This window comes from Streptomyces sp. NPDC005574, from assembly GCF_040605435.1.
Classification (GTDB): domain Bacteria; phylum Actinomycetota; class Actinomycetes; order Streptomycetales; family Streptomycetaceae; genus Streptomyces.
In genome coordinates this window covers 180,602-193,496 of record NZ_JBEXCW010000006.1, presented here as the reverse complement: position 1 = coordinate 193,496, position 12,895 = coordinate 180,602, and the positions used below count along the sequence as shown (strand labels likewise).

At 71.8% G+C, this 12,895-nt stretch carries 13 protein-coding genes and 1 pseudogene; 6 read left to right on the top strand and 8 right to left on the bottom strand.

What is annotated here, in order from left to right; genetic code table 11:
- Positions 1 to 125 precede the first annotated feature (125 nt).
- From ABZT03_RS07150 to ABZT03_RS07140, 3 genes are all read right to left on the bottom strand, one after another.
- A complete protein-coding gene (locus tag ABZT03_RS07150) occupies positions 126 to 818 on the bottom strand; it encodes a TetR family transcriptional regulator (protein ID WP_356034635.1) in 693 nt (230 codons plus the stop codon).
- Positions 754 to 1,419, bottom strand: coding sequence for a DUF6597 domain-containing transcriptional factor (locus tag ABZT03_RS07145; protein WP_356034633.1), 666 nt, complete (start codon positions 1,417 to 1,419; stop codon positions 754 to 756). The genes ABZT03_RS07150 and ABZT03_RS07145 overlap by 65 nt, the downstream gene beginning before the upstream one ends.
- Before the next feature lie 79 nt (positions 1,420 to 1,498).
- Positions 1,499 to 2,473 (bottom strand): chlorophyllase, encoded by a 975-nt coding sequence (locus ABZT03_RS07140; RefSeq protein WP_356034631.1) that lies wholly within the window; start codon positions 2,471 to 2,473, stop codon positions 1,499 to 1,501.
- A 402-nt stretch (positions 2,474 to 2,875) separates the two neighbouring features.
- Here ABZT03_RS07140 and ABZT03_RS07135 point away from each other — a divergent pair, with 402 nt between their 5' ends.
- Positions 2,876 to 3,007 (top strand): hypothetical protein, encoded by a 132-nt coding sequence (locus ABZT03_RS07135; RefSeq protein WP_356034629.1) that lies wholly within the window; start codon positions 2,876 to 2,878, stop codon positions 3,005 to 3,007.
- Between the two features lie 63 nt (positions 3,008 to 3,070).
- On the opposite strand, the gene ABZT03_RS07130 is transcribed toward ABZT03_RS07135, so the two are convergent.
- Complete coding sequence (locus ABZT03_RS07130) at positions 3,071 to 3,919, bottom strand: NAD(P)H-binding protein (RefSeq protein WP_356034627.1); 849 nt, start codon at positions 3,917 to 3,919, stop codon at positions 3,071 to 3,073.
- A complete protein-coding gene (locus tag ABZT03_RS07125; protein ID WP_356034625.1) occupies positions 3,916 to 4,341 on the bottom strand; it encodes a nuclear transport factor 2 family protein in 426 nt (141 codons plus the stop codon). The genes ABZT03_RS07130 and ABZT03_RS07125 overlap by 4 nt, the downstream gene beginning before the upstream one ends.
- Before the next feature lie 85 nt (positions 4,342 to 4,426).
- On the opposite strand from ABZT03_RS07125, the gene ABZT03_RS07120 reads away from it, so the two are divergent.
- Positions 4,427 to 5,035, top strand: coding sequence for a TetR/AcrR family transcriptional regulator (locus ABZT03_RS07120; protein WP_356034623.1), 609 nt, complete (start codon positions 4,427 to 4,429; stop codon positions 5,033 to 5,035).
- 123 nt (positions 5,036 to 5,158) lie between these two features.
- Here the strand turns inward: ABZT03_RS07120 and ABZT03_RS07115 are convergent.
- The 3 genes and pseudogenes from ABZT03_RS07115 to ABZT03_RS07105 form a co-directional block, all read right to left on the bottom strand.
- Positions 5,159 to 5,310: pseudogene (locus ABZT03_RS07115) on the bottom strand (DNA-binding response regulator); the annotation flags it as partial.
- Positions 5,311 to 5,365: 55 nt separating this feature from the next.
- The gene (locus ABZT03_RS07110) at positions 5,366 to 7,939 is read right to left on the bottom strand and encodes an FtsX-like permease family protein (protein WP_356034621.1); all 2,574 of its coding nucleotides are present in this window, start codon (positions 7,937 to 7,939) and stop codon (positions 5,366 to 5,368) included.
- Positions 7,939 to 8,727 (bottom strand): ABC transporter ATP-binding protein, encoded by a 789-nt coding sequence (locus tag ABZT03_RS07105; RefSeq protein ID WP_356034619.1) that lies wholly within the window; start codon positions 8,725 to 8,727, stop codon positions 7,939 to 7,941. The genes ABZT03_RS07110 and ABZT03_RS07105 overlap by 1 nt, the downstream gene beginning before the upstream one ends.
- 268 nt (positions 8,728 to 8,995) lie before the next feature.
- Between ABZT03_RS07105 and ABZT03_RS07100 the strand changes: the two genes are divergently transcribed.
- The 4 genes from ABZT03_RS07100 (at position 8,996) to ABZT03_RS07085 (ending at position 12,863) form a co-directional block, all read left to right on the top strand.
- Positions 8,996 to 10,297: a sensor histidine kinase gene (locus ABZT03_RS07100; protein ID WP_356034617.1), complete on the top strand. Its 1,302-nt coding sequence runs from the start codon at positions 8,996 to 8,998 to the stop codon at positions 10,295 to 10,297.
- On the top strand, positions 10,269 to 10,964 hold the full coding sequence (locus ABZT03_RS07095; RefSeq protein WP_356034615.1) for a response regulator transcription factor: 696 nt from the start codon (positions 10,269 to 10,271) through the stop codon (positions 10,962 to 10,964). Before ABZT03_RS07100 ends, ABZT03_RS07095 begins: the two co-directional genes overlap by 29 nt.
- Positions 10,965 to 11,309: 345 nt before the next feature.
- Positions 11,310 to 11,882 (top strand): hypothetical protein, encoded by a 573-nt coding sequence (locus tag ABZT03_RS07090; RefSeq protein WP_356034613.1) that lies wholly within the window; start codon positions 11,310 to 11,312, stop codon positions 11,880 to 11,882.
- 318 nt (positions 11,883 to 12,200) lie between these two features.
- On the top strand, positions 12,201 to 12,863 hold the full coding sequence (locus tag ABZT03_RS07085; protein WP_356034611.1) for a response regulator transcription factor: 663 nt from the start codon (positions 12,201 to 12,203) through the stop codon (positions 12,861 to 12,863).
- Positions 12,864 to 12,895 lie beyond the last annotated feature (32 nt).

Here is a 12,895-nt window from a genome sequence, read left to right as displayed (position 1 = left end):
GAGTCTCGTTCTCAGGTCACCGCGCGGGCCCGAGTGTGGCGGCACTTCCGCTGACGTGGTGCGGGAGACCGCCGGGGCCTCGACACCCGATCGAGGTGACGCGCTGACGGCGTCCGACTCTCGGGTCACGATCCGGGCCGGTCACGATTCGGGCCGGTCACACATTCGGGCCGGCCGGCTGGACCGAGCGTCTGGATGATCGCGTCCCGTGTCCTCTCGCGCGACTCCGGCGAGGTCGTGAGCAGAGCGTGCATGATCATGCCCTCCAGCAGGGCGTCCAGCCGGGCGGCGCTGTCCGCGCCGACGAAGCGGGCCAGGACGGTGCGGCTGTCCTGTGTCCATGTCTGCGTCAGGGCTCGCAGATCCGGGTCGCGCAGTGCCGCCAGGTGCAGTTCGAAGCCGAGAACCGCGCTGCGGTGCCTGGCGGGACCTCCGTGGACGAGATCGACGAGGACCTCGACGAACTGCTCGTGCGTCTCGACAGCGGCGAACAACTTCCCGAACGCCGCCGACTGGAAGGCGACATGACGGGCGAACGCCTGCGCCAGAAGTTCGGTCAAGGTGGCGAAGTGATAGGTGACCGACCCGAGCGGGACAGCCGCTCGGGCGGCGATGTGCCGGTGTGTCGTTCCGGCCACCCCACGCTCCGCGATGACGTCGAGGGTGGCGTCCAGGATGTGCGTCTTGCGGTCGGGGTCGTTGCGCCGGGTCCGCCGTCCTCCGGCCGATCCGGTGGAGGTCCCGCCCTCACCGTCAGCCGCCTCCCTGGCCGCACCACGTACGGGAGGCGCCGTCGGCGGCGGGTCGATCGGCATCATGCGTACAAACGTACATCCTTAAGAACAGACGTACAAATGAGCTCCGTAGGGCGGCGCCGGCCAGCGCACCGACCGGGACCGCGCCGTGGGACGTCTCCAGACGTCGGGCCGTCTGCCGGACCAGGCCGAGACTGCGCGACGGTGCTCCGGCGAACCGCGCTCGCAGCTCCTCCTCCAACACCGGCAGTGCCCCGGCGGCGGATGTCGTGCTGCCGACCTGGTCGCGGATCCGGTCCACGGAACGTTGCCAGACCGCGTCGACCGGCGCCCACCGGTCCCGCAGCTCGCTCGCCGGCATGTCCACGAACGGCGACATCCCCCACGGCTTGAAGCGCACACCGACGAGCCGGACCCGCGAGGAGTACTCGACGAGGAAACGTCTCGTCCACACGCCCATGAACCATCCGTCGGTGAACAGTGCCGGCGGCTGCGACGGGTCGGAGTCGAGCAGGCGGACCGGCCCACCCAGGTTGATGAACAGGTGGGCCGACGGCATCGGCGGGATGTTCATCCGAGGGTGGCGCGGCACACCGGTCAGGCAGTAGATGTCGTCGATGAACCGGTCGAGCGGCGGGGCAGGCACCCGCCCGACGTACTCCATGCCACCAGTGCCCGAGGGCAGTTCGGTTCGCGAGACCGGCGACCAGCCCCGGCCACGTACGGGGCTTCGTCGCGGGCGTCTACTTGAATTCGACGCGACCGGCCGGGTCGGCCCCGGTCGTCAGCGCCTCGCACGCCGTCTGCCAGGAGTGGTCGTCAGGCAGGAACTGGGTGCGGAGGTAGGCCGCGGTGAGGCGGGCGAGGGCGGCGACCCGCTCAGGGCTTTCGTCGGTGGTCTCGTCGGCGTCGTATCCGGAGATGCCGCCGAGCAGGTGCTCCGCGCCGAAGAGCGTGAGCAAGGTCTTGGGCGCGGGGGCGAGGCGGTAGGGGTCGGTGTGCCACGCGGGGCCGATGTCGGTGAAGTGTGTGGAGTCGTCCTTGTCGCCGGCGACGACCAGGGTGGGTGTGGTCATCGTGGAGAAGTCGGTGGTCTTGAAGAACGGCACCTTGTCGGCCATCGATCCGTTCAGTACGTCGCCGCCCCTGCCGGGTGCGGCAAGCAGCACTCCCGCCCTGATCCTCGGCTCGGTCAGGTTCACTTCCTCCCCCGTGTCGGGGTCGGCACTGCGGGCGCCCAGCAGGAGACCGGCGGTGTGGCCGCCGAGGGAGTGCCCGGCGACCGCGATCTTGTCGTGGTCGATCCGCCCGGCGAGCTGCGGCACGGTCTTCTCGATCTCGTCGAGCCGGTCGAGGATGTGGCTCATGTCCTCGGCCCGTGAGCGCCAGAAGAAGGGACCTCCCGGGGCGCCGGTCAGCTCGCGGCTCAGCGTGCTGGAGCTGAGGTGGGTGGGCTGCATGACGACGAAGCCGGCTGCCGCCCACAGGTTGGCGATGGGCGCGTACCCGTTCAGCGAGGACAGGTTGTTGGAGCCGCCGTGGCCGTGGGACAGCAGGATGACGGGCAGACCGGTCCCGGTCGCGGGGGCGGAGACGCGGACCTGGAGGTCCACGGGCCGTCCGGGCACGGACAGGACCACCGGGCTGTACGACAGAACGGGAGCGGGCGAGCCGAAGGCGGTGCCGGTATCGGTGGTGGTGTCGGTGGTTGCAGTCATGGTGAGGTTCCTTCCTGAAGCTGCGCTGCGGCCGGCCCCGACGGAGGCGGCGGCGGCAGGCGTGGTCAGTGACGTCCGGCTTCCGTCGAACCCGAAGCGGAACGTCGCTCCGTTTATTATTCGGAACGACGTTCCGCTTGTCAACGGCGGAAGGAGGAAGCCCGACGATCACCGATGGAGCGGAAGGATGCCAGCGCGTAACTGCCGTGCCGTAGGCACCCGTTCGGGTAGCGGGTGACGACCGCGCGCCACGACCGGGCGCAGTTCCGTCGGCGGCGGCATCCCCGCGCGGCAACAGGGACCAGCTCTGGGCGGTGGGTCGTACGACGATCTCGTCGACGTCCACCGCGGCAGGCTGTTCGATCGCGATGCTCGGAAGACAGGCAGCGCGCCGCCGATTCCGTGCAGGACGCCCTTCCCCGGCGGGGTGCGATCGATCACGCGTACACCGCTCTCCACCTGGCCGAACAGCCGGAGCAGACGCTGGTGGTCTACCTCCACAGCGGTGAACTGCCCGCCGGGGCGCCGTCATGACCGGCGCCGGCTCCCTCACGGGCTGCCTCGGACCACCTCGCCCGCTGGGCGGTACAGGTGACCTCAGTCGCCGTTTCGCGTCTCCCGTTCGAGATGGGCGCGGAAGCTCCGCGCGGGCCTTCCGGTGAGGCGTCGGACGGTGTCGGTGACGCGGTTCTCGGAGCCCTCGGCGATGGCACGGTCCATGCCGGCCAGTAGCGCGGCGAACTCCGCCGGTATCCGCGCGGCGAGGTGATCGCGCATCTGCTCGTAGGACAGGCGGTGGTGCACCACGGGCCGGCCGGTGACCTCGGTGGTGATCGTGGCGATGTCGTCGTGGCTGAGCGTCTCCGGTCCGGTGAGGACGAGATCGGTGTTGGGGGCGTGTTCCTCGGTCAGGGCGTGGACGGCGGCAGCCGCGATGTCCTCGGCGTCGACGAAACCGACCCGGCCGCTGCCGGTCGCCGTCCTGATGACGCCCTCTTCCCGGATGCTGACGGCGTGCACGTGCGTGCCGGTGAAGTTCTGCATGAACCACGAAGGCCGCAGCACAGCCCACTGTCCGAACAGATCGGGCAGCGCCCGGTGCACCGCGCCCACCGCCGGCCCGCCTTCGGGGATGGCCGAGGAACTGAGGAGTACCGCGCGGTGGATCCCGGCGGTTCGGGCCTGCCGAAGAAACGGCAGCATCACGGCCGCGGGGTCGGCGTCCCCCAGGGGCGGTATGAGGTAGACGCGGTCGACTCCGTCGAGGGCCGCGGCGTGGGTGGCCGGGGCGTACCAGTCGAAGAGGACCGGCTCAGCGCCTGGGACAGGAGTGGCCTGACGACTGGCTGCTTTGACGCGGTGGCCGGCGGCCGTCAGCCGGGCGGCGGTGCGGCCGCCGGTGGTGCCGGTTGCGCCGATGACCAGAGTGGTACCGGTGGTGTTCATCGGCTGCTCCCCGTGAAGGCGGTGCCGGGTTCGAGGACGGCCAGCGGGTTCCAGTAGTCCCGGTAGGAGGTGATGTGCCCGTCCTGAACGGTGACGACGGCGATGTACGTCATGTCGAAGGCGCTGCCGCTCTCCACCAGGCGGCCGACGCCACGCATCTCGACCACGATGATCTGCGGATCGGTGGTCCGGTGGATCCGCAGGGCGGGGAAGTCGTGCAGGTCGATGTGGTCCGGGTAGTGGCGCATGTAGGCGGCGATGGCCTCCCTGCCGTCCAGACGCGCGGGCCAGCCTTCGGGAGCGAACGGGAACTCCATGACGCCGTCCTCGGCCCACAGGCCGACCCAGCCGGAGATGTCCTTGTCCAGCAGCAACCGCAGGCTGTGGCGGTAGAGATCTGCTGGAGACGTGGGTGTGGACATGGGTATCCTCCATCTATGCAATCCGGACCCTCGGTCCGCTTAGACGATACGGACCCGGGGTCCGTTTCGCAAACGAAGGAGGAGCATGGTCGAGCGCAAACCGCGCAAGGACGCCGCCCGGAACCGAGAAGCCGTCCTCTCGGCCGCCGACGCCCTCTTCGCCCGGAGCGAGGGGACCGACGACGTCACCATGGCTGACATCGCGGCAGCGGCCGGCGTCGGCAAGGGCACGCTCTTCCGAGCCTTCGGCGACCGCCCCGGACTGCTCCGCGCGCTGTACGAGACGCGGCTCGAACCGGTCAGGGAGGCCGTCGAATCCGGCCCACCGCCTCTGGGTCCCTCCACCCCGCCGCAGCAGCGCGTACTCGCCCTGCTCGACGCCGTCCTGTGCTTCAAGCTCGACAACCGCCGCCTCGCGCTGGCCCTGGAGGACAGCGGCAGCGGCAGCCCGTACCAGGCGGAGCACTACGAGCGCTGGCACGGGCTGCTCCGAACCGTACTGGAGCAGATCCCCGGTCTCACCGACAGCGACTTCACTGCCCACGTCCTGCTCGCCGCCACCAGAGCCGACCTCGTCGAGCACCTGGCCGGACGAGAAGGTGTGCCACGCGACACCATGCGGGCGCAACTGGCGAACTTCACCACCAGAGCCCTGGGCTCCAGCCCCCTCCAGGGGTCGACCGCGGAGAGCTGATCGTGGCCCGGACGACCCTGACGTATCGGCCTGCGGCAGCCGTCGACCGCGGACCGCCAGAGCTGCGGTCGATCCGCCCGGTGACCGTGGAACGGACGCGCTACGACGGCCGGACGGCCCCGCCGGGGAGGTGAGCGCGGTGTCGGCTGCCTCGGCGCGCACGGCCTCGACGAGCGGCGCGGGGGAGCCGTCCTTGAGGAGGAAGCCGCAGGCACCGCACCGCAGGGCCCGGTACACGTAGTCGTCCAGTCGAAGATGGTGGCGATGAGGCCCTTCCGACCGCCGACACCACGAGCCGTCCCGGGTGGGTCCTACTCCCCCACCCCGCCCTCACTCCTTCGTCCCGATCGCGTCGGCCGGAGCCACTCGCAGCATCAGGCGGGTGGGCAGCATCGTTCCCCCCAGCGCCAGGAGGGCCGTCGAGCCGACGATCGCCAGCCAGCCCAGGACCGGCACGGCCGGCCACGGACCGCCGGTCAGGGCCAACGCGACCAGAGCCAGTGGTGGCACCGACAGCAGGGTCCCCAGGACCACGCCGATGCCCACCACGATGAGGCCCTCGCGCCGCATCATCCCCATCAGCTGCGAACGGCTGGTCCCGGTCAGGCGCAGCAGGGCGAACTCCCGTCGCCGCGCCGCGGTGTTCATCGTCTGCGTGTTGACGACGGTGAGGCCGCTGTAGGCGATGATCAGGCCGACGACCACGTAGTTCACCCAGGCCGTCGCCCGCTGTTCGGCCACCTGGTCCTCGGCGGCGGGCTTCCGGCTCAGCGTGGTGCCCGGATACTCCCGGGCCAGCGCGGACAGTGCCCGTGTCGTCGCGGCGCTCCCGGACACCGAGCGGACCAGGACCGACTGGTCGACCCCTGCCGTGGTGTGGGACAGGAGCAGGTCGTGGTCGAAGGTGAGGTCGGCGAAACCCAGTCCGCGGCCGTAGATCGCGACGACCTGGCCGGAGAACGCGGTGCCGTCGCCGAGATACAGATGCGCACGGTCGCCGACGTCGAGGCCCAGCCATGACGCCGCCGTCGTGCTCAACGCGACGGTGTCCGGCGCCAATTCGCGCAGGACACCCTCGCGGAGGCCGAGGTCGACGGTCGACTTCAGCGCCTCGGGCTCGATTCCCTGGGCCGACAGCGACACGGTCTCCTGCGTGCCGAGCAGCGAACCCACGCCGACCGCCTTGGAGCGCACCAGGCCGGTCGCGGCGGCGACACCGGGCACCTCGGCGGCCCGTCGCGCCAGGTTCGGGGACACTCCGGCCGGGGCGGTGAGCACCCGGTCGGCCAGCGTGCCGGAGCGGATCTCGTCGGCGGACTCGCGCAGTTGGGTTGTCTGGGTGAAGACGACGGTCGCCGCGAAGGACACCGCCAGGATCAACGGCGTCACGGCGGCCGCCGTCCGGGCGGTCCGCGCCCGGGAGTTCACCGCGGCCATCCAGCCGGCGACACCGGTTCGGGCCGACAGCGGGGCGAGAAGCGCCGTACCGACCCGGGTCAGCAGCGGCCCCAGAACGGCGGCGGCGATCACGAGCACCAGGACGAGCGAGTTGGCCAGTCCGACGAGGGTGAGGAAGTCCGTGCGGTAACCGATGCCCAGGCCGAGCACGCAGACCGCCAGCGCGAGCAGGACACCGCCGGTCACCAGCCTCCCGCGCCCGAGGCGGGCGGGTTCGGCCGAGGCCTCGCGCAGCGCCTCGGTCGGGCGTACGCGTGCCGCGCCCCGGGCCGCGACGTAGGCCGCCGTCACCGCCGTCAGCACGGTGGCGCCCACAGCGGTGAGGAAGGGAAGCGGCCCGATGACCGGACGGAAGTCCGGCGGGACGATGCCACGCCCGGCGAACTGGCTGCTCAGCCAGTGGACGACACCGACACCGAGCGGACAGCCCAGCACGCCGGCGACCAAGCCGGTCACCACCGACTCGGCCGCGATCATGCGATGCAGCTGGCCGGGGGTGGCACCGACCGCCCGCAGCAGAGCCATCTCACCGCGACGGTGACGGATGGCCAGGGACGTGGTGGCGCACAGCACGAACACGGCCACGAGCAGGACGTTGCCGCCGATGGCGGTGGCGAGTTCCACCACGGTGGCCGCTCCCACCGCGATGTCGGTGAACTCGGCCTCGCCCCGGGCGTCGCCCGTGTACACGTCCGCGTCGTGTCCGTCCAGCACGTGCTTGAGCGCGGATTCCACTCGCCCGGACGACACACCGGGCGCGGTGAACACGCCGAAGGCGTCAACCGCCGTACCGGACCCGGGGGACAGCCTGTCGAGGGCCTGTCCGGAGGCGAACAGCACGGACTGCCGGGGCGTGCGTCCCCCGTCGAGGGCGACCAGCCCGGCCACCTCGAAGGTGAGGGGGGTCGAGTCGGCCATGAGCCGCACGCTGTCGCCGGTCCGCAGCCCCGCCCGGTGCGCGAGATCGGTGTCCACCACGACCTGACGGCCGCCCTGCGGGGCGTGTCCCTCGGTGAGGTGGAAGCCGCCCAGGACACGGCCGGCCCAGGTGTGCGCCTGGGGCTGCGCGCCGTTGCGGCCGGTCACCGTGCGGTCGGCGACCGGCAGACGCACCGTCACGCCGCGGTCGGATACCGCGGAGGCCACGCCCTCGACGGCGGCGATGTCCCGCGCCAGGGAGATGTCGAGCCGGGGCCGTTCGGGCAGTGGCTGGGAGCTGCGCTCGGTGGAGCCGTCGGCGGACTTCACGTCGAGGTCCACCGCCTGGCGGCCCGCCACGATCACGGGCGCCTTCTCGTACCGCTCGGGCGGCAGGGACGAGCGCAGCCCGGATTCGAGCAGTACCCCGCAGGCGCTGATCACGGCCGCTGCCAGCAGCAGGCCGGCGAACGTGGCGGCGAAGGCCCCGGCGCGGGTCCTCAGGGTGGCGAGGGCGATGCGCAGCATCAGCGTGTTCCCCGCAGTTCGGTCATGACGCTCTTGACGCGGTCGGCGGTCGGCGCGTCCATCCGGTGCGTCACGCGCCCGCCGGCGAGGAACAGCACCCGGTCGGTGTGCTGGGCGGCGGCGGGATCGTGGGTGACCATGACGACCGTCTGATGCAGGTCGTCCACGGCGTGGCGGAGCAGCGCGAGGATGTCCTCGGCGGTGTCCGGGTCGAGAGCGCCGGTCGGCTCGTCCGCGAAGATCACTTCGGGACGGGTGACGAGTGCCCGGGCGATGGCGACCCGCTGCTGCTGACCGCCGGAGAGTTCGGTGGGCCGGCGCCCGAGCAGCCCGGTGAGACCCACGGCGCTCGTGACACCGCGCACCGAGTCGTGGTCCGCGCTCTTCGCGGCCAGTCGCAGGGGCAGGGTGATGTTCTGCTCCACCGTGAGGGACGGCAGCAGGTTGAACGCCTGGAAGACGAACCCCACTCGGGTCCGACGGAACTCCGTGAGCTGCCTCTCGCCGAGTTCACCGAGATCCTGTGCGCCGAGCCGCACGCTGCCCGACGTCGGCCGGTCCAGCCCGGCGGCGCAGTGCAGAAACGTGCTCTTGCCCGAACCGGACGGGCCCATGACAGCGGTGAAGCCGCCGGCGGCGATGCCGATGCCGACCTGGTCCAGCGCGACGACCGCGGAGGCCCCCCGGCCGTAACTCTTGGTCACCTGCGTCAGTCGTACGGCATCGCGTGCCGAGTCGATTCCGATGGGGACGTCGGAGGGCGCCTTGCGGCTGCGCGCTGTGAACATGGTGAACCTCGCGTCGGTGACAAGTGGTACCTCCAGTCCACCCGCGTCCGGTCTCCCGCGGCTCCGTCGTCGCGTCGAACTGCGCGCTCCGTCCGGCGGACGAGGAACGCCGCCGCTTCCGCCGACCGGACGAGCGGGCAGCGCACTGAGCGGCATTCCCGGCGACGCCATCTCCTCCTCAAGGAGGGGGACCCGGGGAGGACCGCCGGCCGCGCAGGTCGACCGCGCGGAGGTCAGGGCGCGGCAGCGGTCCGTCTACCGTGGACGCATGAGATCGATGGGCTCCTTCGCCGGCCGCCAGGTGCCGGCCGCGGTGACGGACGCCGCCCTGGCGGTCCTGGCGGCGGCCGGGTGCCTGGCGCTGCCCGGAGCCGTTCCGCCCAGCGGCGCCATCGAACTGCGACCGCCCGACCAGTGGTGGCTCGCCCTGGTCCTGCTGGCCACGCTGCCGCTCGCCGTGCATCGCAAGACGCCGCTGGTGAGTCTGCTGGTGATGGCGACCGCGGCCGGAATGCTGCAGGGACTGTCCTACGTCCCCCGGCTGGCGGGTCCGGAGGGCACGTCGATCGGCCCGACCTACCTGGCGGTGGCGGCAGCCGTGTTCCTCACGGCGGTGCGCCGCGGTCCCCGGGTCACGACCTTCGTCGGCGCCGTTTTCATTCCGCTGAGCGCGCTGACGGAGGCGCTCCTCGCGCCCGCGGGGCACCGGACGGCCGCCCTGGTCACGGATGCCGTGCTCCTGCTGGCAGCCTGGTCCATGGGCCGCCTGAGCCGGGCCCGGGCCGCCGTCCGGGACGAGGCCATGCAACGCGCCGCGGCCCTGGAGCGTGAACAGGCCGCCAACGCGCGGGCGGCGGTGATGCAGGAGCGCGCTCGGATCGCCCGTGAACTGCACGACATCGTCGCCCACAACGTGAGCCTCATGGTCGTGCAGACCATCGCGGCGGACCGGATACAGGACCGCTCCCCCGAGAAGGCCCACGAACTGCACGCCGCTGTCGAGCAGACGGGCCGCGACACGGTCACCGAGTTGCGAGGACTGCTGGACGTGCTGCGCACCGACGAGGAGGCGGAGGGCGGGCCGTCCAAGGAGCCCCCGCAGCCGACCATCGAAGCGCTGCCCGCCCTGGTCGACGCCGTACGCGCCACCGGCCTGGACACCGACCTCCAGGTGACGGGCACGCCGGTCTCCGTGCCGGCCGGCTGTCACCTGACCGTGTACCGCGTGGTCCAGGAGGCGCTGACCAACACGGTGAAACACGCGGGAGCCACCCGTACCCGGGTGCGTCTGGTCTGGGAGGACAGCCCGGGACGCCTGCACGTCCGGGTCTGTGACGACGGCCCGGCCGACGCCCACACGCTCCCGACCGCCGCTACCGCCGACGGCAGCGGTCATGGTCTGCTGGGCATGCGCGAGCGCATCGGCGCGACGGGCGGCACCCTGCACACCGGCCCACGGCCCGGCGGCGGTTACTGCGTCCACGCCGTACTGCGTCTGCCCCCGTCCGACAGCACCCCACAGCACGGAGGAACTCCACAGCATGCGGCCCATCAGTGTTCTGCTGGCTGACGACCAGCCCATGATCCGGACGGGTTTCCGGTTCATCCTCGAGGCAGAGCCGGACATCGTGGTCGTGGGCGAGGCGGCCGACGGCCAGGAGGCACTCGAGGAGACCCGGCGGCTGTCACCGGACATCGTCCTCATGGACATCCGCATGCCGAGGATGGACGGGGTCGAGGCGACCCGGCTCATCGGTGAGGAGGGATCGCCCAGCCGGGTCATCATCCTCACCACGTTCGATCTCGACGCCCACGTCGTCGACGCGCTGAGGGCCGGGGCCAGCAGCTTCCTGGTCAAGGACGGACCCGCCGACTCCCTCATCGAGGCCATCCGCACGGTGGCGGCGGGCGACGCCGTCCTCGCTCCCCGGGTCACCCGCCGGCTCCTGGACCGGTTCGCCGGCATGCCGTCGGACACCGCGCCGACGGTGCCACCGCGCCTCGACAGACTGACGTCCCGCGAAGTGGATGTGCTCAGAGCGCTGGCCCGGGGGCTGTCGAACGCGGAGATCAGCCTCGACCTCGGCATCGGCGAGACGACGGTCAAGTCGCACGTCGCCCACATCCTGGGCAAGTTCCGTCTCCGCGACCGCGTCCAGGCGGTGATCCTGGCCTACGACTCGGGACTGGTGACACCGGCCGGGCGCACCAGCCCGGTTCCCCCGGAGCGGGACTGACCCGGCCGGCGGGACTGACCCGGCCGGCGGGGCGCCGGATCCGCTCTCGGTCGCCGGCGACGGCTGCCGCCGCGAGCTGACCGCTCCGGGAAGCGGACTGCCGGTGGAGCTGGGCCGTCCGCATGCGGCTCGACGGGCCGACGGTCGACGAACCCGCGGCCGCGCACCCTCTGTCGTCCGCTGCCCGGATGCCCCATGCTGTGGATCCGCGCACGGGTCAGCCCGCGGTCGGGTTCGGGACGCACGGCAACGGGTTCTCCATACTCCCTGCCAAAAGAGTGCAACCTTCCGGCCAATCCGACTGTCTCTCCTTATGCCGGACATTCACACGCTTGGGGGAACAAAATGACAAGAAGCAGGACAGTCTGGGTGACTGCGGCCCTCATGGCCACCACGCTGGGAGCGGCCGCGGTGCCGAGCATGGCCGCCGCAGCCCCCGCGACACAGGCAGCGACCGCCTGCCCCACCGGCTGGGGCAGCGGCAGCAAGACAAACGGAGCGAGCACCGGCAAACACGTCACGAACGCCAGGACCGGCCGCCACAACTGCTACGACCGGTTCGTCGTCGACGTCCCGGCCGCGTCCGCCGGCCGGCTCGGATACAGCGTGCGCTACGTCCGCCAGTTCATCCAGGACCCGAGCGGCCACCCCATCCCGGTCACCGGCGGCGCCATCCTGGAAGTGATCGTGAACGCGCCCGCCTACGACCTCGACTCCGGCACCCCCACCTACCCCGGGCGCGTGGGCAAGCGTCTGCCGGGCGTGGACCTCACCGGCTACCGCACCTTCCGCGACGCCAAGTACGGCGGCAGCTTCGAGGGCCAGTCGCAGTTCGGCCTCGGACTGCGCGCCAGGCTGCCCTTCCGGGTACTGCAGCGGGACGGCCACCTCGTCGTGGACGTGGCCCACACCTGGTGAGCCACCCACCGCCGCCACGTCCGACGGGCGAGCCCGACAGGGCATGCGGGACGTACGCGGCACCGTCACCCGAACCCGGTTCACCTCCCGGACCGCCGCACGCGTGGTCCGGGAAGGGGCGACGCCGCCGGACGAGCAGCGCGGCTCGACACGCGTCGTCGGCCCGGCCGGTCCGCGGCGGCAGCGGACACGGCGCGGCCCGCCGCGGACACGCCGGGCTCGGCGAAGGGGCCGTTCGGCCCGATGCGTCGCCCGTCATGATGGACCGAGCAGGGCTACCGGCTGTTCCTGCGAGCGCTCCCGAGGGGATTGCCGTCCGTGAAGATCCGGGTCGTGGTGGCCGACGACGAAGAACTGCTGCGCACGGGTTTCCGTCTGCTGATCGAGTCGTGGGACGACCTGGCTGTGGTGGGTGAGGCGGGCGACGGACGGCAGGCGGTGCACCTGGTCGGCCGCACCCGGCCGGACGTGGTGCTGATGGACGTCCGGATGCCCGGCATGGACGGCATCGAGGCCACCCGGCAGATCGTGGCCTCAGGGAGCGCGGCCCGGGTGCTGATGCTGACCACGTTCGACGAAGAGGAGCACGTGCTGGCGGCGCTGCGGGCGGGCGCCGGCGGTTTCCTGCTCAAGGAGATGGAGTCCGCCGACCTCGTGAAGGCGATCCGTGCCGTGGTGCGCGGGGACACCCTGTTGGCCCCGAGTCTGACCCGGCGCCTGCTGGAGCGGTATCTGCGCACCGCGCCGGACGGGCGCCCGACGGCGCCCGCGCTGACCGGCCTGTCCGCACGCGAGACCGAGGTGCTGACCCTGATGGGGCAGGCGCTGTCGAACGCGGAGATCGCTCGCCGGCTGTCCCTGGCGGAGGCCACGGTCAAGCGGCACGTGGCCGCGGTGCTGCGCAAGCTGGGGCTGCGGGACCGTGTCCAGGCGGTGGTCGCCGCCTACGATCACGGTCTCGTCCGGCCCCGCGGCGCCTGACCCTCCTTCCTGAGAAGGAGGCGGCGCGCGGG